General features: G+C 65.8%; 22 protein-coding genes. 11 read left to right on the top strand and 11 right to left on the bottom strand.

Annotation, left to right across the window (positions count from 1 at the left end; genetic code table 11):
• Positions 1 to 123: 123 nt before the first annotated feature.
• A complete protein-coding gene (locus GGC64_RS34705) occupies positions 124 to 570 on the bottom strand; it encodes a hypothetical protein (RefSeq protein ID WP_225951743.1) in 447 nt (148 codons plus the stop codon).
• On the opposite strand from GGC64_RS34705, the gene GGC64_RS34700 reads away from it, so the two are divergent.
• Positions 536 to 1,561 carry a hypothetical protein gene (locus GGC64_RS34700; RefSeq protein WP_225951742.1) on the top strand — a complete coding sequence of 342 codons (1,026 nt, stop codon included), beginning with the start codon at positions 536 to 538 and terminating at the stop codon, positions 1,559 to 1,561. The genes GGC64_RS34705 and GGC64_RS34700 overlap by 35 nt on opposite strands.
• A 56-nt stretch (positions 1,562 to 1,617) precedes the next feature.
• On the opposite strand, the gene GGC64_RS14685 is transcribed toward GGC64_RS34700, so the two are convergent.
• The 6 genes from GGC64_RS14685 to GGC64_RS14660 form a co-directional block, all read right to left on the bottom strand.
• Positions 1,618 to 1,785 (bottom strand): hypothetical protein, encoded by a 168-nt coding sequence (locus GGC64_RS14685; RefSeq protein ID WP_192723229.1) that lies wholly within the window; start codon positions 1,783 to 1,785, stop codon positions 1,618 to 1,620.
• A 226-nt stretch (positions 1,786 to 2,011) separates the two neighbouring features.
• Positions 2,012 to 2,752 carry an SDR family NAD(P)-dependent oxidoreductase gene (locus GGC64_RS14680; RefSeq protein ID WP_192723228.1) on the bottom strand — a complete coding sequence of 247 codons (741 nt, stop codon included), beginning with the start codon at positions 2,750 to 2,752 and terminating at the stop codon, positions 2,012 to 2,014.
• A 12-nt stretch (positions 2,753 to 2,764) separates the two neighbouring features.
• Positions 2,765 to 4,390: an ABC transporter ATP-binding protein gene (locus GGC64_RS14675; RefSeq protein WP_192723227.1), complete on the bottom strand. Its 1,626-nt coding sequence runs from the start codon at positions 4,388 to 4,390 to the stop codon at positions 2,765 to 2,767.
• Positions 4,387 to 5,268 (bottom strand): ABC transporter permease, encoded by an 882-nt coding sequence (locus GGC64_RS14670; RefSeq protein ID WP_192723226.1) that lies wholly within the window; start codon positions 5,266 to 5,268, stop codon positions 4,387 to 4,389. The genes GGC64_RS14675 and GGC64_RS14670 overlap by 4 nt, the downstream gene beginning before the upstream one ends.
• Entirely contained in the window at positions 5,265 to 6,233 is a 969-nt protein-coding gene (locus tag GGC64_RS14665) for an ABC transporter permease (RefSeq protein WP_192723225.1), read from the bottom strand. The genes GGC64_RS14670 and GGC64_RS14665 overlap by 4 nt, the downstream gene beginning before the upstream one ends.
• Positions 6,230 to 7,765, bottom strand: coding sequence for an ABC transporter substrate-binding protein (locus tag GGC64_RS14660; RefSeq protein ID WP_192723224.1), 1,536 nt, complete (start codon positions 7,763 to 7,765; stop codon positions 6,230 to 6,232). Before GGC64_RS14660 ends, GGC64_RS14665 begins: the two co-directional genes overlap by 4 nt.
• A 92-nt stretch (positions 7,766 to 7,857) precedes the next feature.
• On the opposite strand from GGC64_RS14660, the gene GGC64_RS14655 reads away from it, so the two are divergent.
• Both GGC64_RS14655 and GGC64_RS14650 read left to right on the top strand, forming a co-directional pair.
• The gene (locus GGC64_RS14655) at positions 7,858 to 8,379 is read left to right on the top strand and encodes a hypothetical protein (RefSeq protein ID WP_192723223.1); all 522 of its coding nucleotides are present in this window, start codon (positions 7,858 to 7,860) and stop codon (positions 8,377 to 8,379) included.
• Complete coding sequence (locus tag GGC64_RS14650; RefSeq protein WP_192723222.1) at positions 8,379 to 9,485, top strand: DUF4185 domain-containing protein; 1,107 nt, start codon at positions 8,379 to 8,381, stop codon at positions 9,483 to 9,485. The genes GGC64_RS14655 and GGC64_RS14650 overlap by 1 nt, the downstream gene beginning before the upstream one ends.
• Before the next feature lies 1 nt (position 9,486).
• Here GGC64_RS14650 and GGC64_RS14645 read toward each other — a convergent pair whose 3' ends face one another.
• Entirely contained in the window at positions 9,487 to 10,230 is a 744-nt protein-coding gene (locus GGC64_RS14645; protein WP_192723221.1) for a 3-oxoacyl-ACP reductase family protein, read from the bottom strand.
• On the opposite strand from GGC64_RS14645, the gene GGC64_RS14640 reads away from it, so the two are divergent.
• The 4 genes from GGC64_RS14640 to GGC64_RS14625 all read left to right on the top strand — a co-directional run bounded on the left by GGC64_RS14640 (position 10,229) and on the right by GGC64_RS14625 (position 15,085).
• A complete protein-coding gene (locus GGC64_RS14640) occupies positions 10,229 to 10,456 on the top strand; it encodes a hypothetical protein (protein WP_192723220.1) in 228 nt (75 codons plus the stop codon). The two genes, GGC64_RS14645 and GGC64_RS14640, sit on opposite strands and share 2 nt — an antisense overlap.
• Positions 10,431 to 11,528, top strand: coding sequence for a dihydrodipicolinate reductase (locus GGC64_RS14635; RefSeq protein ID WP_192723219.1), 1,098 nt, complete (start codon positions 10,431 to 10,433; stop codon positions 11,526 to 11,528). Before GGC64_RS14640 ends, GGC64_RS14635 begins: the two co-directional genes overlap by 26 nt.
• A gap of 61 nt (positions 11,529 to 11,589) precedes the next feature.
• Positions 11,590 to 13,335, top strand: coding sequence for an Hsp70 family protein (locus GGC64_RS14630; RefSeq protein ID WP_192723218.1), 1,746 nt, complete (start codon positions 11,590 to 11,592; stop codon positions 13,333 to 13,335).
• A gap of 10 nt (positions 13,336 to 13,345) precedes the next feature.
• A complete protein-coding gene (locus GGC64_RS14625; protein ID WP_192723217.1) occupies positions 13,346 to 15,085 on the top strand; it encodes an acyl-CoA dehydrogenase family protein in 1,740 nt (579 codons plus the stop codon).
• Here the strand turns inward: GGC64_RS14625 and GGC64_RS14620 are convergent.
• Complete coding sequence (locus GGC64_RS14620; RefSeq protein WP_192723216.1) at positions 15,067 to 15,372, bottom strand: hypothetical protein; 306 nt, start codon at positions 15,370 to 15,372, stop codon at positions 15,067 to 15,069. The genes GGC64_RS14625 and GGC64_RS14620 overlap by 19 nt on opposite strands.
• Positions 15,363 to 15,989, bottom strand: coding sequence for a DJ-1/PfpI family protein (locus GGC64_RS14615; RefSeq protein ID WP_192723215.1), 627 nt, complete (start codon positions 15,987 to 15,989; stop codon positions 15,363 to 15,365). The genes GGC64_RS14620 and GGC64_RS14615 overlap by 10 nt, the downstream gene beginning before the upstream one ends.
• A gap of 317 nt (positions 15,990 to 16,306) precedes the next feature.
• Between GGC64_RS14615 and GGC64_RS14610 the strand changes: the two genes are divergently transcribed.
• Genes GGC64_RS14610 through GGC64_RS14595 form a run of 4 tightly spaced genes read left to right on the top strand, consistent with a single transcriptional unit; the run spans position 16,307 to position 19,583 of the window.
• Positions 16,307 to 16,945 carry an HD domain-containing protein gene (locus GGC64_RS14610; protein WP_192723214.1) on the top strand — a complete coding sequence of 213 codons (639 nt, stop codon included), beginning with the start codon at positions 16,307 to 16,309 and terminating at the stop codon, positions 16,943 to 16,945.
• 6 nt (positions 16,946 to 16,951) lie between these two features.
• A complete protein-coding gene (locus GGC64_RS14605) occupies positions 16,952 to 18,202 on the top strand; it encodes an MFS transporter (RefSeq protein ID WP_225951741.1) in 1,251 nt (416 codons plus the stop codon).
• A gap of 11 nt (positions 18,203 to 18,213) precedes the next feature.
• A complete protein-coding gene (locus tag GGC64_RS14600) occupies positions 18,214 to 19,140 on the top strand; it encodes an NADP-dependent oxidoreductase (RefSeq protein WP_192723212.1) in 927 nt (308 codons plus the stop codon).
• Positions 19,137 to 19,583 (top strand): cupin domain-containing protein, encoded by a 447-nt coding sequence (locus tag GGC64_RS14595; RefSeq protein WP_192723211.1) that lies wholly within the window; start codon positions 19,137 to 19,139, stop codon positions 19,581 to 19,583. Before GGC64_RS14600 ends, GGC64_RS14595 begins: the two co-directional genes overlap by 4 nt.
• Before the next feature lie 20 nt (positions 19,584 to 19,603).
• Here the strand turns inward: GGC64_RS14595 and GGC64_RS14590 are convergent, their stop codons facing one another.
• Positions 19,604 to 20,563, bottom strand: a complete 960-nt coding sequence (locus tag GGC64_RS14590; protein WP_192723210.1) for a GlxA family transcriptional regulator — start codon at positions 20,561 to 20,563, stop codon at positions 19,604 to 19,606.
• Positions 20,564 to 20,628: the final 65 nt, after the last annotated feature.

Raw genomic sequence — 20,628 nt, 5'->3', positions numbered from 1 at the left:
GACGGCCGCGGCGCCGGAGCCAAAGGCGCCGGTCGCGGAGGAGACTGAAGCTCCGGTCCAACAGGCGCCGCCGAAGGCGCCCGCCATTGCGCCTGCGGCGCCCGTCGAGCAGGCACCGCAGACTCAGCAACCGACGCAGCAGGTGGTCGAACCGGTCGCGCCCGCGCCCGTGACGCAGACGACTACGGCTGTCGTCGCGCCTGCATCGCCGACGGCGACGCCGGCTGCGCCGGCTCCGAAGGTCGAGGCGCCGACCGTGACGAAGGTCGAGGCGCCCGCGCCACGTGCTGTCGCCCCGAGTTCTGACACGCCTACGGTCACCTCGACTGTGGCCTCGCCGAGTCCCGCCACGCAGGCGCCGTCGTCGCCAGCGTCAGTGTCGGAGACCGCGAGCGCTTCCGCAACGGCGTCGGTCGGTTCCGTGCCGCCGTCGGCCGCGCTGGTCCCACCGAACGCGGCAACCGCGGACCTGCCGTCCACGGGCAGCACGGCATCATCGCCGTCGAGCGAGTCGGCGGCGTCCGGCGAGCCGAAGGTGAGCGCGGCGCAGACGTCGCCGGCAACGGCCACGTCGGGCGAGCCAACCGTCTCGGTGACGCAGGCCGCCAAGGTGATCCAGATGTCGCAACCGCAGACACTGGAAGCGCCCAAAGAGGATGTCGAGGTCGCCAAGAACGCCAAACCCATTGAGGTGAAAGCAGATCCGGCGCCGAAGCAGGATGTTGATTCGATCGCGAGTTCGATCGGGCTTGATCTCGGCGTGAAGAGCCCGCTCGGTGTCGACGCCAGCGCTAGCGCGAAGGTGGATGCTCGACTCGCGAGTGACCGGGTATTCGACCGCCCGATCCGCCAGTGGAGGCCGGATTGGGTGCAGTACGACGAGTACTACCGGCCGATCATCCTGAACCCGTATCACGAGCGCGTTCGGATTGTGTACGTCTACCAGAACGCCCCGCGGATCATCTGGATCCCGCCGCTGGCGCGGGCCGTGCTCGACGTGGCGCAGTTCGCGGCGTACAGCTTCACCGCTGTCGTCGACACTGCGGCCAACCTCGTCAACGCGGCGGTGGACACCGCCCTCAACGTGGCGGTCGGCTCGTTCTTCGGCGGTGGCTACATCCCCGCGGTGGGCTTGCCGTTGCCTCCGCCTCCGCCTCCGGTGTTGCGCTACGACAACGTCCCGGTGTTGGTGAATTACTCGCACGCGCGCTATGAGCCGTTCCGCGTTCGGCGCATCATCGACGTCGGCGACGACCCCCAGTTCGGTGAGCGCAAGGTGCTGCTCGACGGTGCCACTCCGGCGTGGGGCGAGTGGACCCAAACGGCAAGCGGTGAACGGCAATTCGAGGTGCACCGGACCCAGCAGTTCCCGGGTCTCGATGCTCCGCAGGAAGCACCGCTGCCGGGCGACTATCAACTGCGGCTGGCCTCGGATGAGTCACCGGCCGGCATGAGTGGTCGAGACATCTTCCTGTACGTCGCCGCAGGGGTGACCGTGGCGCTGGGCTTCGGTGCCATCGGCCTCGCCCTGTTCCTCGGGCGCCGTCGGCCAGAGCACTAAGGGCACACAACGAAAGAGGGGCACCCGAAATGGGTGCCCCTCTTCGTATGTCGGGGTCAGCGGCTCTGCTGCACGGAGCTATCTACGTGCGGGACGCTCACCGACGGCTGAGTGTTGTTCACCCAGTCATGGTGGCCGATGTCGGCCGAGGCCGGGCCTGCGAGCCCGAGGACCGCGGCGGCCAGGCCGCTGGCGATGACTGTGGCAAATCCGAACTTCTTCATTTTGGTGCCCTCTCTTCTTGTCCGACTCGTGGCGCGGTTGTCGCGACTCGAACATCTTTGGTGCCGGTGGGGAATTCTCTCCATCGTTTCTGATGTGTTAAACGGGGAGGTCAGAGGTTTAATTCCGCTGGCAGCAATTGATCGCCGGTTGGCAGGAATCGACTACTGCCCGGCGTGAGATGGCATGAATCAAGGCACTGGCGTGACGGGCGTCACAGCAAACGGGCTAGCCGGCGCCCTTGCCGTTGTCGACCCGGTACACCGCCCCGTGGATGGCGGCGGCGTCGTCGCTCGCCAAAAACGCGATCGCTTTGGCCACGTCGACGGTCTCCATGAAGCCGCGCGGAGAGGCGATGCGCAGGATCAGGTTCCAGTCGGCGCCGTCTGGGGCCTGAAACTCCGTCGACTGAGCGGTCGGCATGCCGCCGGGGCACACCGCGTTCACTCGCAGCTTCTCCTTCGTGAATTCGACGGCCAGCGCGCGAGTCAGGCCGATGAGCCCGTGCTTGGCCGCGCAGTACCCGGCCGAATACACCTCACCTTCGACGCCGGCGATCGACGACACGTTGACGATGTTGCCGCCCGTTTCGAGCAGGTGGGGAAGCGCGGCCCGACATAGATAGAAGGGCCCGTTCAGGTTCACCGCGAGGTCGCGATCCCAGTCGTCGTCGGTCATCGTCGGTGTGTGCCGCATCTGGTGGAAGCCGGCGATGTTGGCCAGGATGTCGAGGCGCCCGAACTCAGCGACGCAGTCTGCGATGGCTTGCTTGCACGCCGCGGGATCGGAGATGTCCACCGACGCGTACTTGCCACCCGGCACGTTTTCGAAAACGGTCGCCATCCGGTCGGCATCGCGTGCAATGCCGAAAACCGAGGCGCCGCGTTCGGCGAAGAGCTGTGCTGTGGCTGCGCCGAGTCCTGCCGAGGCGCCGGTGACCAATGCGACCTTGCCATCCAGTTGCGTCATGGCAAGACCTTCTCACGAGCCTTCGCCGGCCCCTACAGCGGCGCGCGGTCGCCCGGGCGGAACTGCCGCCAACAGCGCTCGGGTGTATTCGTGCTCCGGGTCGGCGAACAGCTGCGCGGCGGGCCGGTACTCAACCGCCTCACCGTCGCGCATCACCAGCACCTCGTGGCTCATCTGCTGGATGACCGCCAGGTCATGGCCGATGAACAGATACGTCAGCCCGAGCTCGCGCTGCAATTGCGCGAGCAAGTCGAGGATGTGAGCCTGTACCGAAACATCCAACGATGCAGTCGCCTCATCGAGAATCAACAGCTCCGGTTCCGCGGCCAGCGCACGGGCGATGCTCACGCGCTGACGTTGCCCGCCGGACAGCTCGTGCGGGTACCGGGACGCGAAAGATGCAGGCAGACCGACGAGTTCGAGTAGCTCGGCCACCCGTGTCTGCCGATCACTTTTGCCTTTGACCAATCCGTGTACGCGCAATGGTTCTTCGATCGCGGTCTGCACCCGCATGCGTGGGTTCAGCGACGAGAACGGATCCTGAAAGACCAGTCCGATCTTGCGGCGCAGCGCCCTGCCCGCCGCCCCACGAACGTCGATTACGTCCACACCGTCCAATTGCGCGGTGCCCGCGTCGGGCTCGACCAGCCCGGTGAGCGCCCCCGCCACCGTCGACTTTCCCGAGCCCGATTCGCCAACCAAGCCCAGCGTCATCCCTCGCTTCATGTCGAACGAAAGTTGTTTCACGGCATGCACAGTCGATCTGCCGACGGGTGTCGTCACGGCGAACCGCACATCGAGGCCGTCGACCCGCAGCAGCACCGGCGCGTCATCGTCAAAGGGCGCAGGCGCGGACCGGCCGACGATCGGGCGCGCCTGCAATAGCTCTTGGGTATACGCGTGCTGCGGATTGTCGAATAGCTCGAGGATCGGGGCCTGCTCGACTATTTCACCGTCGCGCAACACGGTCACGTTGTCGGCCACTTGTCCGATCACTCCCAGATCGTGGCTGATCCACACCACCGCAGTGCCGAAATCACGTTGCAGGTCCCGAACCAACTCGATGATCTGGGCCTGCGTCGTCACATCCAGCGATGTGGTCGGCTCGTCGGCGATCAACAGTTCGGGGTCGCAGGCCAGCGCGATCGCAACCATCACGCGCTGCCGCTGCCCACCCGACAACTGGTGAGGATAGGCGTGCAGGCGGCTCGCGGGATCCGGCAGGCCTACCGCCTCGAGCAACTCGAGGGCACGGGTGTTCGCCTGGCGTCGCGTCATCTTCCGGTGTGTCTCAAGCGATTCGGTGATCTGGCGGCCCAGTGTGAGCAACGGATTCAGGGAGGTGCCGGGGTCCTGGAAGACGAAACCGATCTTGCCGCCGTGCACGCTGCGCAACAACCGAGGCGACGCGCCGACAAGTTCGGTCTCACCCGCCAGGATGCTGCTGCCGTCGACGACAGCGCCGGGTGTGTCCAGCAAGCCCGTCGCCGCGAGCGCGGTCATCGTCTTGCCCGACCCGGACTCGCCGACGATGCCGAGCGTCTGTTCGCGCTGCACGACGAACCCGACGTCGCGGACGATGTGGCGGTTGCCGATGCGTACCCGCAGGCCGCGCACACTCAGTACTTGATCGGTCACCGCTGGCTCCTGGCCTCGATCATCGTGCGCTGCTTGGGGTCCAGCACGTCGCGCAGTCCGTCGCCGACAAGGTTGAAGGCCAGCACGATGACGAAGATCGCCGCACCGGGAAACACGGCCATCCACCACGCCATCGTCACGAAGCCCTGCGAGTCGAAGATCATCCGGCCCAGCGACGGCTGCGGCGGCTGGATGCCCAGCCCGAGGAACGACAGGGCGGCCTCGGACAGGATCGCGAACGCCAACGACAGCGACGTCTGCACGATCAGTGGCCCGGCGATGTTCGGAACGATATGGCGGCCAAGGATGTACAGGCTTCCGGTGCCCATGGCACGCGACATCTGGACATACGGTTCGATGCGCACGCTCAGAGTGCTGGCTCGGGCCACCCGCGCGAAGATCGGCGTGTAGACGATGCCGATCGCCAGAATCGTCGTCGTCGTTCCCGGTCCCAGGATCGCGACGACGGCCAAGGCCAGCAGCAGCACAGGAAATGCAAACATCACGTCGACCACGCGCATGAACACCGCATCGACCCAGCCGCCACGGTAACCGGCGATGACACCGACCATGACGCCGACGACGACCGCGAACGCGACGCTGATCACCGCAACCCGCATCGACGCCTGCATGGCCACCAACACCCGCGAGAACACGTCTCGCCCCAATTCGTCTGTGCCGAACCAGTGTTCGCCACTAGGTGGTCGCAACGCGTTCGGAACATCGACGTCGTTGACACCGAAGGGCGTGATCCAGTCGGCCACCACCGCAACGACAACCACGACGCCGAGCACGGCGGCGCTGACGACGGTCACCGGATTGCGCAACAACAGCCGCCACGACGCCACGCGCGTCGATTCGCCTGTGAGTGTGCTCATGCCAACCGGATCCTCGGATCGACCACCGCGTAGAGCACATCGACGATCAGGTTGATGACCAGGAACAGGATGGCGATCAACAACACCGCGCCCTGGATGACGGGGTAGTCGCGGGCCGCGACCGCGTTGTACACCAGTCGGCCCAGGCCCGGCCAGGCGAACACGACCTCGACGACGATCACACCCCCGAGAATCGTCGCCAGCTGGATACCGGTGATCGTCAGCACCGGAACGAGCGCGTTGCGCACGGTGTGCCGGAACGTCACGACGCGCGGCGGCAAGCCTTTCGACCGCGCGGTGCGGACGTAACCCATCGACGCGACTTCGAGCACGGCGGACCGGACATAACGCGTCATGATCGCCGCGGCCACCAAACCCACTGTCAGAGCAGGCAATACAATGTGGCGCAGCCAACCCACCGGGTCGTCGAACAGCGGACGATACCCGGACGTCGGCAGCCAGCCCAGCGTCGTCGCGAACAGTGCGATGAGCAAGATGCCCAGCCAAAAGTCCGGAATGGACACGCCGAACTGGCTGGTGATGCGCACGATCGCATCGGAGACACGGCCCTCGCGCAGTGCCGAGAAGATCCCTGCGGGCAGCGCTATCACCATCGCGATGACAATGCCGACGACGCCGAGTGACACGGTGGCGGGCAGGCGTTCCAGCAGAGTGACGGTGACAGGGTCGCCGTTGCGGAAGCTGACGCCGAGGTCTCCGGTGAACGCGGAGGCGAGGTAGCCGAAGAACTGCTCGACGATGGGGCGATCCAGGCCGCTTGCCGACCGCAGCGCGTCGTAGGCCTCCGGGGTGTAGCGGGTGCCCAGTGCGATGCGGACCGGGTCGCCCGGAACGAGATGCACGAGCGCGAACACCGCGACGAGCACACCGGCAAGGACGACGAGGGAGTAGAGCAGCCGTCGCGCGATGAAACGGGTGATCGGATGGGTGAGTGCGGAAGTCACGTTGCCCCTCCCGAAGTCAGCGTCGCGGTGCTGAACCGGACCGCGCCGTCGCGGCGCGCCTCGTAGCCCGACAGCCTCTTGGTCCAGGCCTGGATCACCGACGGGTTGTACAGGTAGATGTAGCTCGCTTCGTCGGCGATGAGCGTCGCCGCCTTGCTGTAGTCGTCGCCACGCGCATTCCGGTTGGTTTCGACTCGACCCGCATCGAGTAGCCGGTCGACCTCGGGGTTCGAGAACTTCTGCGCGTTGCTGCTGCCGCCGGTGTGGTGCTGTGCGTAATAGAAGTCGTCGGGGTCGATGTTGCCGAGCCAGCCCATCATCAGCATGTCGAAGTGGCCGTTGTTCTGCTCGTCGAGCCAAGTCGCGAAGTCGACAGTGCGAATGTTCACCGTGATACCAAGTGGCGCAAGGTTATCCGCGATGATCTGCGCAGCCGTCACCGTTTCCGGATACTCGGTGGTCACCAGCATGTCCAGGGTCTTGGGCGCCACACCGGCTTCTGCAAGCAAACCTTTCGCCTTCTCGACGTCGTGGCGGTAGCCGTCGTACGGGGTGTACCAGGGATTGCCCTTGGGAATCGCGAGTTGATTGGCAACGGCGGTCCCGTAACTGGTCGCCTGCACGATGGCGTCGCGGTCGATGGCGTAGGCGATGGCCTGGCGCACCCGCACGTCATTCCACGGTGGCCGCGCCTCGTTCAGTGCGAGATACCAGTAGTCGTTACTGGGCGTCGCCGCCAGAGTGATGGAGTCGTCGTTTTTCAGCGCAGCGACCCGTTGCGGCGGAATGGAGTCCGTCCAGTCGATCTCACCGGCCTGGAGCGCCGACAGCGCCGTCGACGGTTCGGAGATGAACCGGAACGTCACACCCGAAACCTTCGGCGCCCCCGCCCAATACGTCGGATTCGCCTTCAGCACGATCGAATCGCCGCTCTTCTGGTTTGCGAATACGAACGGTCCCGTTCCGACGGGATGCGTTGCGATCTGGCCGCTCTCGACGTTCCGGCGTGACACGATCGCCACACCCTTGAATCCGCCCAGATTGGTCAACAGATTCGGCGTCGGCTGCTTGAGCGTGATCCGAACCGTGGTTTGGTCGGGTGCCGTGACGCTGGTGACGGCACTGAACTTGTCGGCGTTGGCCAGCTTCTGGTCGATGATGCGCCGATACGAGTAGACGACGTCGTCGGCGGTGAACGGGCTGCCGTCGTGAAACGTGACGCCGCGGCGCAGGTGGAACGTCCACGCGAGTTGATCTGGGCTGACCTCCCAGGACTCCGCAAGAGCGGGCCGCATCTCCAGATTCGCGTCGGGCTGCACCAGCGTGTCGAACACGTTCTCCAGCACCTCGAACGAGAAGTACGCGCTGGTCTTCTGCGGGTCGAGTTGGTCGGGCTCGCCCGCGATCGCGGCCACCAGGTTGCTCGACGAGTCGTCGCCGAGATCAACCCGGGAACCGGTGGAACAGCCACTGAGGGCAGCCACGACCGCCACCACGACGCCGACAGCGGTCACTACCGCCGGTTTCGTCACCTGGGATCTCTACCCGCTGCGTCGGGCCTCCGAAACTCCGTCGCGCCACCAAACCGTGACTTAGCGAAACGAAGGCTGCGATACTCAGCGACGTGAGAATATTCCGTGGTCTGGCCGCAGCCGTCATCATGGCGTGCGCGGCCCTTGGGTTCGCGGGCCCCGCCCACGCCGATCAGGTCGTCCAGGGCGTCTACACCTACACGCCGGAGCAGGGTGACAGCGGGACCTACTCGATCTGGCCGTCCTGCGTACCGGTGGTCGGCGACCTGCGAGAGCCGCTGAACCTGCCGGTCGCCTGCAGGCTGCACATGGCCGGGTCGTCAGGTCTGGCCAGCGGTCTGGCACGGCTGACCGGCGGCGTCTGGGAGTGGACCTATAACACCAGCCAGGGGATGCAGTGCCCCGACGGTAGCTGGGCGCCGACAGTCGAGACGTTCAAGTTCGACGACCTCACCATGACGGGCACCCGCAACATCGCCCACAACGACGTTTGCGGACTGCAGCCGGGGATCATCACGATCCCGTTCACGATGACTTACCAGGGACCGCTGCCATTTCCGGTCGAGCAGTATCCGCTGTACTGCGAGCCCGCCGGGCTGCGCATCTGCCAGTAGTGGCCCGCTGGCGCCGGAGGGCTCACACCGGTACTGCCGTCCCGCTGCTCAACGGCAAGGTGGTGAACCTGACCGGGCCGCGCCGCACCAGCCGTTGGGGCGTCACATGCACCGACCTCGGGGCGTCGGTCGTCGCGCCCAACGGCAAGCTGGTTTCGGTGTTCGGCGATACGTTCTCCGGTCGCAAGGTCGGTCAGGGTGACTGGCGCTCGCCCGTCGTGCTGATCGGCACCGGCGACGCCGACCACGAAATCGCTTACGAGCGGGCCGGGGGAGACGACCCGAATTACGCCAACCAGCTGTGGCACTACATCCACGACGACGCCGCCACCGGCTGGACACACGGCGGCATCAGTACCGTGATCCCCTCAGACCTGCTGCGCGTCGGCGACTCGATTTACTTGCACGCCATCGTGAATCGAGGTTTCGGCAACGTCGTCTGGACCGAGATCTGGCGCTCCGACGACAGCGGCGTCTCGTGGTCACACATGGGTGAGGAGGCGAAGTTTCCCGCCGATCTGTACGGCGGCCACGCCCAATGCTGGTCGTGGGACTACGACCTGGACGACGGCTGGGTTTACGTCGTGGCGACGGGATTTCAGCGCGACAAGGGCATCATCCTGATGCGGGTGCGACCCGACGACATCGGGCAGAAGTCGCGATATGTCAGCTGGGGCTACAGTGCCGGTCAGTGGGCGTGGGGACAGCCGGCCACGCCGATCACGCCGCAGGGCGAGAAATGGGGCGAGCTGACGTTTCGCCGGATGGCCCAAGGCAAGTGGGTGCTCGGCGGATTCCTGGCGTCGCAGTATGCGCTGGGTTACCGCGTCGTCGATTCACCCGTCGCCAACATGCACACCACTGAACTCCAGATGCCCGTGCTCGGTTCGTCATGGAACGACGAGAACCACTCCAAGAACAGGGTCGCCCAACTCTACGGCGGCTACCTGTTGCCAGGCTCGCGGTTCGATGTGCAGGGCGGCGTCGGTCTCGTGGTGTCCCAGTGGAACACCGACATCGGATGGCCTTACCGCGCAATGCAGTTCAAGGCCGCGCTGCGAGACACCACGACGACCGTACCGCCGCCTGACCCGATCAACCTGTGAACTAAACCGTGATACCGCCGTCGACGTTCCAGTTGGCGCCGGTCACATAGGACGCTTCCGGCCCTGCCAAATAACTCACCGCGCTGGCGATGTCGCTGGTCTGACCGTAGCGGCCCAGCGACGTCAACGGCCTTGCCCAATCGGCGAATTCGCCCTCTTCGGGGTTCATGTCGGTGGCGATCGGCCCGGGCTGAATGTTGTTGACGGTGATGCCGCGCGGTCCGAGCTCGCGCGCCAGCCCCAGGGTGAGGCTCTTGACGGCGCCCTTGGTCATCGCATACACGGCGAGGCCGGCAGCGGGTACCCGGTCGGCGTTGACGCTGCCGATATTGATGATCCGGCCACCCTCGCCGAGATGAGGAAGTGCTCGCTGCACCGCGACGAAGACGGCACGCACGTTGACGGCCACGAGACGGTCGAACTCGTCGAGTGGGAACGACTCGGTGTCGGCGACGTACGCCACGCCCGCGTTGTTGACCAGGATGTCCAACCCGCCCAGTTGTGCGACGGTATCGTCGACCGACTTGGCCACCTGTTCGGGGTCCGCGCTGTCGGCCTGAATGGCGACGGCGGTACCGCCGGCCTCGCCGACCTCCGCAACCAGCTTCTCGGCCTCGACCGCCGATGCGCCGTAGGTGAAGGCAACGGCTGCGCCATCGGCAGCCAGCCGCCGAACGATTTCGGCGCCGATGCCGCGCGATCCGCCGGTTACGAGTGCGCGCCGTCCAGTAAGTGATGAAGTCATGCCACCCTCAAGGCGCATCGCGGCGAGAACATTCCCGCCAGGTCAGTATTCGCTGCAGGTGCTGGCACAACCTCGAGGTCTGGCTGCCCGCGCCGAGGAGGACACCGTCAGCGAAGCGGCGACGCGGGCGCAGATCGACGAACGACGGAACGAGGTTCGCCGACTCTCGAACTTGCTCACCGGGGATCGCGAGCCCGCCTATGGTGAAGGCCGTGAAGCAATCTGACAGGAAGCGCGTCGTCGTCTGGGGCACCGGTTTCGTCGGCCGGATGGTGATCGGCGAAATCGTCAAGCATCCGCTGTTCGAACTGGTCGGCGTCGGGGTGAGCAACCCGGACAAGGTCGGCCGCGACATCGGTGAAATCTGTTCTCTCGGTGAAGAACTCGGGCTGTCCGCCACCGACGATGTCGATGCGCTCATCGCGCTGAAACCGGACGCGCTGGTGCACTACGGTCCGACCGCCGCGCACGCCGACGACAACATCGCGCTGATCACCCGCTTCCTGCGGGCGGGCATCGACGTGGTTTCCACGGCGATGACGCCCTGGGTGTGGCCGACCATGCACCTCAACCCGCCGAACTGGATCGAACCCATCACCGTGGCCTGCGAACTCGGCGGCTCCTCCTGCTTCACCACCGGCATCGACCCGGGTTTCGCCAACGACCTGTTCCCGATGACACTGATGGGACTGTGTTCAGAGGTTCGCAAGGTGCGTGCCTCCGAACTGCTGGACTACACGAACTACGAAGGCGACTACGAGTTCGAGATGGGCATCGGCAAGCCGCCGGAGTACCGACCTCTGCTGGAAAACCCCGACATTCTGGTCTTTGCTTGGGGCGCAACAGTTCCGATGATCGCGCATGCGGCAGGCATCATGCTCGACGAGATCACCACGACGTGGGACAAGTGGGTGACGCCCACCGAGCGCAAGTCCGCCAAGGGCATCATCGAGCCAGGAAACGTTGCGGCCGTGCGGTTCACGATCAACGGCGTATACCAGGGCGAGACCCGTATTCAACTCGAACACGTCAACAGGATCGGCAACGACGCCGCACCGGACTGGCCGTCTGGCACGCAGAACGATGTCTATCGCGTCGACATCGAGGGCACACCGAGCATTTTCCAGGAGACGGCGTTCCGGTTCACCGACGGCTCGGGGCGCGATGCCGCCGCCGCAGGCTGCCTCGCCACCGGCCTGCGGGCGCTCAACGCGGTGCCCGCGGTCAACGACCTTTCGCCAGGCTGGGTGACGGCTCTGGATCTACCACTGATTCCCGGTGTGGGGACCATTCGCTGAGTAACGCTGGCGCCGTGAGACAAGATGGAATACCGATAGGGTTTCATCGAGACGGAGTGACATGTCTGACGGGGTAGGGCTGTCGGTTGGTGCCACCAACCTGACCGCCGTCGTAGTAGGGCGGACCGCGGTGACGCGCTCGCCGGTGGTGACGCTGTATCCGCACCGACCACCCGAGGTCGGTGTGCCCAGTGAAAACCCCAACCTGACCGAACGTGGCCTGATCATCACCGACTTCGTCGACCGCGTCGGCGACCCCGTCGGGATCGTCGCGGCCGACGGGTCCTCACATCTGGCCGACAAAGTGCTCGCCGACGCGCTGCGCGCCATGCTCTACACCGTCGGCAAGCCGGCGGCGGGCCCGGTCGCCGTCACGTACCCCGCGCATTGGCGACCCGCGGCCGTCGACGCACTGCGTAACGCCCTATCGGCGATGCCGGAGCTCAAGCAGGCGCGGCTGCTATCCGACGCGTCGGCAGCGCTCACCGCATTGCAGGACGATCCCGGGGTGCCGACTCGCGGCGTGATCGCGCTCTGCGATTTCGGCGGCACCGGCACCAGCATCACGCTCGTCGACGCCACGAACGGTTTCGCGCCAGTCGGCCCGACAGTCCGTCACACCGACCTGTCCGGCGATCTCATCGATCAGGCGTTGCTTACCCACGTCATCAATGACTTGTCGGCCGCGGGCACCATCGATCTGTCCGGCACCTCGGCCATCGGCTCACTGAGCCGGCTGCGCGCCCAGTGCCGCGGAGCCAAGGAGCGGCTGTCCACCTCCGCCGTCACTTCATTGGTGGCCGAGCTGCCAGGGCATCGCAGCGACGTGCGACTGACCCGCAACGAACTCGACGAAGCGATCCGCACGCCGCTCGCCGACTTCGTCGGCGTCGTTCAGGATTCATTGGAGCGCAACGGAATTCGGGGCGCCGATCTCGTCGCCGTGGCGAGTGTCGGCGGTGGGGCCCGCATCCCGATCGTCACCACCACACTGTCCGAACACTTTCGGGTACCCGTCATCACCGCGGCGCAGCCGGAGTTGGCAGCCGCGATCGGGGCAGGCCTGCGGGCGGTGCGCGGCACAGTCGACGAGGGCGCGACGTCGATGGCGGTGGCACCCGGTGTCGCCGCCGCGGCGGGCGCAGCCACCGCGATGGCACCCGAAGTCGGACCGCAGGACGCGCCGCAGTCGAGCACGTTTCACGCGCTGGCGTGGTCGGACGCCGACGACGTCCCCGATGTCACGGCCGGTGACCCATACGAGTACGCCGCACCGGCAGACGCCGGCTATGACCCGCGTCCTCAAATGCAGTTCGATCGCGACCCCATCGAGCAGGAGGCGGCGCCGCTGCCGTGGTACCGCAAGCCCGCGCTGGTGCTGCTCGCAGGCGTACTAACCGTCCTGGCCGCGCTGACCGCCGCCGTGCTGTACGTGATGCGCGACGACTCCACACCGACGCCTGCCTCGACCACCGGCCCCGTCACCACGACCACGACGCCGGCCCCGACGACCACCGCGGCCGCACCACCACCAGAGACTCAGGCGCCTGCGCCGCAGACGCGCGCACCACAGACCCGCACGGTGACCCAGCAGGCGCCGCCTCCGCAGACCGCGACCGAAGCTCCGCCGCCTCCGCCGGAGACCACGGAGGCGCCTCCACCGCCGCCGCCCACTTCGGAGGCGCCCCCGCCGACCACCGAAGCTCCGCCGACGTCGCAGCCGCCGCCGTGGAGTCCGACCGCCCCGTATCCGACGATCCCCGGTCTACCGTGGGTTCCTGCACCCCAGATACCGGCGCAGCCCTAGGCTCGCGTGCATGACCGACGGCTTGCTCTTCGATCCGAACACCTACGACCCACAGCAGTTCGACGAGGAGACGCGGCGACTGCTGCGCGCCACCATCGATTGGTTCGAGGGCCAGGGCAAAAAGCGCATCCTTGACGCCGACCTGGCGGCGCAGTGGCCCGCGGATTTCGTCGACTTCGTCAAGCGCGAGAAACTGTTCGCGACCTTTCTGACACCGTCGGAGTTCGCCGACGGCGACCCGAACAAGCGGTGGGACGCCGCGCGCAACGCCGCGCTGTCGGAGATCCTCGGGTTCTACGGGCTGACCTACTGGTACACCGAGCAGGTCACGATCCTGGGACTCGGACCGATCTGGCAGAGCGAGAACAAGGACGCCAAGCTCAAGGCCGCCGATGACCTGGACGCCGGCGAGGTGATGGCCTTCGGGCTGTCGGAGCGCGAACACGGCGCCGACGTCTACAACACCGACATGGTGCTCACGCCCACCAGCGAACAGGACCGCGCCGACGGCATCCTGTACCGGGCGTCGGGGGAGAAGTACTACATCGGCAACGGCAACGTCGCCAGCATGGTGTCGGTGTTCGGGCGCCGCGGCGACGTCGAGGGTCAGGATGCCTACGTCTTCTTCGCCGTCGACAGCCAGCACGAGAACTATCACCTGATCGACAACGTCGTGCACATGCAGATTTACGTGAGCACGTTCCGGCTGGAGAACTATCCGGTGCGGGAATCCGACATCCTGCATACCGGCGTGGAAGCCTTTGCCGCAGCACTGAATACGGTCAACGTCGGCAAGTTCAACTTGTGCACGTGCACGATCGGCATGACCGAACACGCCTTCTACGAGGCGATCACACACGCGCAGAACCGAATCCTCTACGGCAATCCGGTCACCGACTTCACCCATGTGCGAGCCAATTTCGTCGACGCGTACGCACGACTGGTCGCGATGAAACTGTTCAGTCAGCGCTCTGTCGACTACTTCCGCAGCGCCAGCCTCGACGACCGGCGGTATCTGCTGTTCAACCCGATGACCAAGGCGAAGGTCACCATGGAGGGCGAGACCGTACTGCGTGCCCTGCACGACGTGATCGCCGCCAAGGGATATGAGAAGAACACGATGTTCCGTGAGGTCTCGCAGTTGATCGGCACGCTGCCGCGACTCGAGGGCACCGTACATGTCAACGTCGGCCTGGTGCTGAAGTTCATGCCCAACTACATGTTCAATCCCGCCGAGTATCCGGAGATCCCGACCCGCAACGATCCTGCCGACGACGTGTTCTTCTGGAACCAGGGACCGACGCGCGGCGCGGCCAAGGTGCAGTTCGCGGACTGGAAGCCGGTTTACGAGCGGAACGCGGGGATCGCGAATGTCGCACGGTTCTACGAACAGGCTCAGGCGTTTTCGACGCTGCTGGCAAGCGCGGCCCCCGATGCGGATCAGCAGAAGGATCTCGACTTCATGCTCAACGTGGGGCATTTGTTCTCGCTGATCGTCTACGGCCAGCTCATCCTGGAGCAGGCCGCGCTGACCGGGATCGATGACGACATCGTGGATCAGATCTTCGACTTCCAGATCCGCGACTTCTCCACCTATGCCGTTGCGCTGCACGGCAAGCCGAGCTCGACGCAGGCTCAACAGGACTGGGCCGTGGGTGCAATCCGCAAACCCGTGACCGATGCAGACCGATTCAACCGGGTGTGGGAGCGCGTCAAGGCCTACGACGGCGCCTACGCGATGCGACCCTGACGTCGCACACCTGTCACGGCTGACCGCGGCAGCCGCCCGGCCTTGGAGTGACCGGCCAGCCGGTCGCCATCGACTACGACTTCGAATTCGAGGTTCAGCCGCATCGGCTTGGTCACCGATTGACGCCAGGTAACCCGTTGTCCCGCAACGACGATGTCGCGCAGCGGAACCGTCTCGCCCTTTGCGGTCGCGGTGCCGGTGACCCCGTCGTCGGCGAATGTGTACACCACCGCCAGTGATCCGATCGGCGTCTTGATCGTCACGTCCCACTGGCCGGCTAGCTCCATACCGTTCCTCTGCGCTCGTAGGCGAACAACGATTCGACAGCCAGCGCAACGCGCGGCCCATAGCTTCGGTGCAGTAGATGCAGTGCGAGATCGAGGCCGGAGGTCACCCCACCCGCGGTGATCAGATCGCCGTCGTCGACGACCCGGGCATGAACGACGTTGACGCCGGTGGCGTCCAACACGTCCATGCCGAGGTGATGCGTCACGGCGTGTCTGCCCTCGAGCAGCCCCGCCATGGCGAGCGCGAGTGATCCACCGCAGACGGTCGCGACAGTGATGTCGGGATTCTGCATCGCCTGCTGAATCAACGGCACCGCTGCCGTCTCGCCGAAGCGGGCCAGAAGAACGGGGATCGTGTCGACCTCGTCGGGATCGCCGTCGATGGGACCGCTGGCACCCGGCACGATGACGTAGCCGGGCTTCGCGGGATCGAGTTGGGCAGTCGCATGTAACACCATGCCGCGGGTCCCGCTGACCACTGCCCGCGGACCCTCGGCCGAAACCAACTCGACGTCCAAGGCGCCGCCCACTTCGTCGCTGCCCGCGGCCAGCACTTCGAACGGCGCGATGGCATCGAGCGGGTCGAACCCGTCGAACAACACAATCTGTGCGTGCACCTGTTCATCGTCGGGTCGCCGACCATGGTGGAACAGCGGTCAGGCGGTCATTGCCCGCCGAGATGTTGCCAGTCAGCTATCGAGCGGGCTGAAGCTGAAGGTGTGCTCGAGGCCAGTTGGGCCATGGGTCCGCGCTTCCCGGCGGCATGCAGCGATCACTCGGCAGTTCGCGTTGCATAAGACGTGACCGTAGGCCGATCTCTTTCGTCCACTTTTGAGGGATTCCTGGCCGGATTGAGGCGGCGCACAACGTGCGGCTACCGCCAGTATCGATATCAGGCACGGTCTCACAACCACGACAAGAAGGGGCGGAAATCATGTCAGAAATCGTTGGGGGCGTGGAGCTTCCGGAGACCGCGGCGGTCGCCGAATCGACTCGTATCGTCTCGGAGACGACCAGCCCATTGCTCTACCACCACTCCCGCAGGGTGTTCCTGTTCGGTCAGCTTCACGCCCGGCGGCTCGGCATGAAACCGGATCCCGAACTGCTCTATTTGGCCGCCATGTTTCACGACACCGGTCTCGTGACCCCCTACTCCGATGTGGAACAGCGTTTCGAGGTCGATGGGGCCGACCACGGGCGCAAGTTCTTGATCGAGCACGGATTCTCCACCGCCGCAGCAGATACCGTGTGGACGGCCATCGCGCTGCACACGACACCGGGGATTCCTGGGCGGATGGGTCCCGAGATCGCCGCCACCCATCTGGGTGTGATGACCGATGTGGTCGGCTTCGGCCTTGACGATCTGAACACCGACGAGGTGGACGAAATACTCGCCGTTCATCCGCGGGGCGACTTCAAGAACGAGTTCCTGCAAGCCTACTTCGACGGGTTCAAGAACCGCCCGGAGACGACGAATGGAACCGTGAACTCCGATGTGGTGGAGCACTTCATGCCCGAGTACCGGCGCACAACCACTGTCGAGCGCATGCTCGGCTCGGCCTGGCCAAGCTGATCGACGATGCATGGGGCAAGGCGCTTCACGCTCGGACGAGGTGGCTCCTTCAGCGTCCTCGTCTTCGCCAACGTGCTGCTCATGGCATCAACCAGCGCACCGTCGCCGATATACCCGCTGTACCGGGAGCGGTGGGGCTTTTCAGTCACCGCCCTGACTCTGGTCTTCGCCGTATACGTGGCCGGGTTGATAGGTGCCCTGTTGACGGTCGGATCGCTGAGTGACCACCTCGGGCGGCGTCCGGTGTTGGTGGTGTCCATTCTGGTGGCCGCCGCAGGGACAGCGATCTTCTGCGCGGCTGGAGGCGTCATCTCGCTCCTGCTCGCCCGGGTGGTGCAGGGCATTGCAACGGGAATGGCGACGGGTGCCCTCGCCGCCGGCCTGGTCGAGTTATCCCCCGTGGGCCGCCCGCACGCAGGGCCGACGATGACCGCCGTCGGCACCAGTTTCGGACTGGCCTTGGGTGGAGGTTTGGCGGGCGCCCTGGTTCAGCTCAGTCCCCGTCCCGACGCTGCGATTTTTCCGGCGCTCACGCTGGCGTTCCTGATCCTTGCCGCCCTCCTGTTCGCGATTCCCGAGACCGCCGTTCGGCGCCCGGGAGGACGTGCTGCCCTGCGTCCGCGGATCCGGGTTCCGCGCGAATCACGGCGGCAGTTCTTCGCCGCGGTTCCCGCCATCGTGGCGGGGTGGTCCATCACCGGATTCTTCCTCGCTCTCGCTCCATCCGTGGTGCGCGACGTCCTGCATGTGCGGTTCAGCGCTGCCGGGGGTCTCAGCATCACGGTGCTGTACATCGCCAACAGCGCGGGTGGACTGTGGGCGGCGGGGCGCTCGCCGCGAGGTGCCACGGCCCTGGGAGCGGTCCTGCTGTCATTGGGCGCGGCTGGTTTGGCCGCCGCCCTGGCCTTCGGGTCCCCGTCGACTTTCATTGGTGCGTCGATCGTTTCTGGCCTAGGTGTCGGCCTGACGTTCAACGGAACATTTCGTGACATCAGTGAGGCCGCCACTGCGAAGTCACGATCGGAGGTGTTTTCCGCCGCCTTCGTGATCAGCTATGCGGCGCTGGGTCTTCCGGCTCTCGCCGCCGGACTGGCCGCCCCGTCGTGGGGACTCGCGTCCACAAGCTACCTGTACGCCGCGCTTGTCGGAGCGCTGTCTCTCGCCGCGGCGCTCCACGGCGGTCGTCGCCTCCTCTCCCGGCCGGACCCGCCGCCGTCACGTCGTTTGCAGCCGTCCATCGTTCGAGAAACCGCATGAAAGGACCCGACATGCAAGCCATCACCGCACGAGACCGGGACGCCGGTATCGGTGGCCTCGAGCTGACCGACGTGCCCTACCCCCACGCCGCCGAGAACGACGTCATCGTGCGAGTCCACGCAGCCGGCTTCACGCCCGGCGAACTCGAGTGGCCCGCCACCTGGACCGACCGGGCCGGCCGAGACCGAACCCCGACCGTTCCGGGACACGAACTATCGGGGGTTGTTGTCGAGTTAGGTTATGGCACAACCGGTCTCACCATCGGTCAACGGGTGTTCGGCCTCACCGACTGGTGCCGCGACGGCTCCCTGGCCGAATACACCGCGGTGGAGGCGCGCAACCTCGTCCCGCTGGCCGCCGACATCGACCACACTGTGGCGGCGGCGCTGCCGATCTCAGGGCTGACCGCCTGGCAAGGACTATTCGTTCACGCCGGGCTGACCACCGGCCAGACCGTCTTGGTCCACGGCGCTGCCGGCGGCGTGGGGTCGATCGTCGTCCAGCTTGCACTCGAGGTGGGTGCTCACGTGATCGGCACCGGACGGTCCGAAGACCGCGACGTCGTGCTCGGCCTCGGTGCACAGGCATTCGTCGTTCTTGGCGCCGACCCACTGGAGGACGTCGGTCAAGTCGACGTCGTCTTCGATGTCATCGGCAGCGAAATCCTCGAGCGGTCAACGGCTCTGGTGCGCCCCGGCGGTACCCTCGTCACAATCGCCGCGCCACCGAAGGTGCACCCCGAGGAAGGGCGCGCCGTGTTCTTCGTCGTCGAACCGGACCGCACGCAGCTAGCCGGGCTCGCCGAGCGACTGCGCGACGGGCGGCTGAAGCCGATCATCAGTTCGGTGCGCCCCCTGGCCGAGACCGTCGACGCGTTCAGCCGCCGTCGACGCGCTCCCGGAAAAACGGTCATCCAAGTAGCAGGAGAGCGCCGATGAGGACCCGTATTGCCAAGGGACTGTTGACCTTCGCGCTTGCCGCCGTGATCGTCTCCTGCGGCGCACCTGCAGCCGAACCACAGGCCGACACTGCGTCGGCGCATCCGGCCGAGACACTGGCGCCCCTTTTCACACAGGCGCTTCCGAACGCCCCGGGCAAAACGTTCACCTCCGCGATTGTGAGCTTCCCGCCAGGCGCTCGCGCTGTCCCTCACCGCCACGGCGACGCTTTCGTTTACGCCTACGTCCTCGAAGGCGCCGTAAGCAGCCAGCTCGAAGGCCAGTCCGCGCATGTCTATCACCAAGGCGAGAACTGGTACGAGCCGCCGGGCGCCCACCACGTGGCCACCGAGAACGCCAGCCAAACCGCAGAGGCGAAACTGTTGGTGGTGTTCGTCGCCACCACCGGAGAGCAGCTCAAGGTCGACGATCCGCACTCATAGGCGTCCGCCCTCAGCAATCCCTAGTTGGCGCGGCGCGTGGTGCCGAAGCGACGCTGATAGGCCGCGGGACTGATTCCCAACTTCCTCGCGAATACGCGTCGCATGCTTTCGTAGCTGGGAAATCCGGCCCGAGTCGCGGCATCCGTCGCGGTGTGTCTTTGGTCGAGCAGCGCCCTGGCCATGTCGAAGCGGATCTCTTCCACGTACCGGGCCGGCGTGGTGGACAGTTCTTCGCGAAAGAGCCTATTCAGGTGCCGGGTGCTTACGTTGAGGTGTCTGGCCAATTCAGTCAGCGAGTAATTGCCATGCGGGTTGGCCGTCACCAGATCGGTGACCTTGCGCAGCGCGGGGGAGCGAGGCGGCGGTCCTTGCAGTGGAGCGGAGAACTGCGACTGGCCACCGGAACGCTGCATGTAGACCACCAGTGCGCGGGCGACGTCGCGGGTCAAGTCCGGTCCGTAATCCTCTTCGACGAGCGCGAGGGCCAGATCGATTCCCGCGGTTACTCCCGCTGATGTGTACGTGCTGCCGTCACGAACGTAGATCGCGTCGGGTTCGACCCGGCATGTCGGGCATCGGCTGGCGAGCTCGCGGGTGACCTTCCAGTGTGTGGTCGCACGCTTGCCATCGAGGAGGCCGGCAGCGGCGAGGATGAACGCGCCGGTACAGATTGATGCGACGCGACGGGCTCCCGTCGCAGGCACCCGCGCCGCTTCCGCCAGTGCTTCTGGCACAGGAGTCCGCGGATAGCGGTCGGAACCGGCCACCAGGTACGTGTCCGGCGGGTGCTCGCAGGAAACGCCGCCATCGACGGTGACCCCGAACCCGAGGTTGGACATGACGTCCTCGCCCGTCGGCGACAGCAACGCGATTCGGTAATCGGCACCAAACCGATTGGCCTCCTTGAACACCTCCGCCGGACCCGCGACGTCCAATAGGGTCACGCCGTCGTAGACGAGAATCGCGACGCAGCGTGACATGTCCGAACGATAATCCGGCCGGCCGGGGTCAGGCGTCAGACCGGCGGTTCAGTTAATCTCGTTTC

The organism is Mycobacterium sp. OAS707 (genome assembly GCF_014873705.1).
GTDB lineage: Bacteria > Actinomycetota > Actinomycetes > Mycobacteriales > Mycobacteriaceae > Mycobacterium.
Note: the sequence above shows the minus strand (reverse complement) of the source record. Positions and strands in the feature narration are given on the sequence as shown.

Coding starts and splice junctions, on each gene's coding strand:
- GGC64_RS14685 (WP_192723229.1), bottom strand. CDS start 1,785: ATGAAGAAGTTCGGATTTGCCACAGTCATCGCCAGCGGCCTGGCCGCC.
- GGC64_RS14680 (WP_192723228.1), bottom strand. CDS start 2,752: ATGACGCAACTGGATGGCAAGGTCGCATTGGTCACCGGCGCCTCGGCA.
- GGC64_RS14670 (WP_192723226.1), bottom strand. CDS start 5,268: ATGAGCACACTCACAGGCGAATCGACGCGCGTGGCGTCGTGGCGGCTG.
- GGC64_RS14640 (WP_192723220.1), top strand. CDS start 10,229: ATGCCACCCTCAAGGCGCATCGCGGCGAGAACATTCCCGCCAGGTCAG.
- GGC64_RS14645 (WP_192723221.1), bottom strand. CDS start 10,230: ATGACTTCATCACTTACTGGACGGCGCGCACTCGTAACCGGCGGATCG.
- GGC64_RS14635 (WP_192723219.1), top strand. CDS start 10,431: ATGGTGAAGGCCGTGAAGCAATCTGACAGGAAGCGCGTCGTCGTCTGG.
- GGC64_RS14630 (WP_192723218.1), top strand. CDS start 11,590: ATGTCTGACGGGGTAGGGCTGTCGGTTGGTGCCACCAACCTGACCGCC.
- GGC64_RS14625 (WP_192723217.1), top strand. CDS start 13,346: ATGACCGACGGCTTGCTCTTCGATCCGAACACCTACGACCCACAGCAG.
- GGC64_RS14620 (WP_192723216.1), bottom strand. CDS start 15,372: ATGGAGCTAGCCGGCCAGTGGGACGTGACGATCAAGACGCCGATCGGA.
- GGC64_RS14610 (WP_192723214.1), top strand. CDS start 16,307: ATGTCAGAAATCGTTGGGGGCGTGGAGCTTCCGGAGACCGCGGCGGTC.
- GGC64_RS14605 (WP_225951741.1), top strand. CDS start 16,952: ATGCATGGGGCAAGGCGCTTCACGCTCGGACGAGGTGGCTCCTTCAGC.
- GGC64_RS14600 (WP_192723212.1), top strand. CDS start 18,214: ATGCAAGCCATCACCGCACGAGACCGGGACGCCGGTATCGGTGGCCTC.
- GGC64_RS14595 (WP_192723211.1), top strand. CDS start 19,137: ATGAGGACCCGTATTGCCAAGGGACTGTTGACCTTCGCGCTTGCCGCC.
- GGC64_RS14590 (WP_192723210.1), bottom strand. CDS start 20,563: ATGTCACGCTGCGTCGCGATTCTCGTCTACGACGGCGTGACCCTATTG.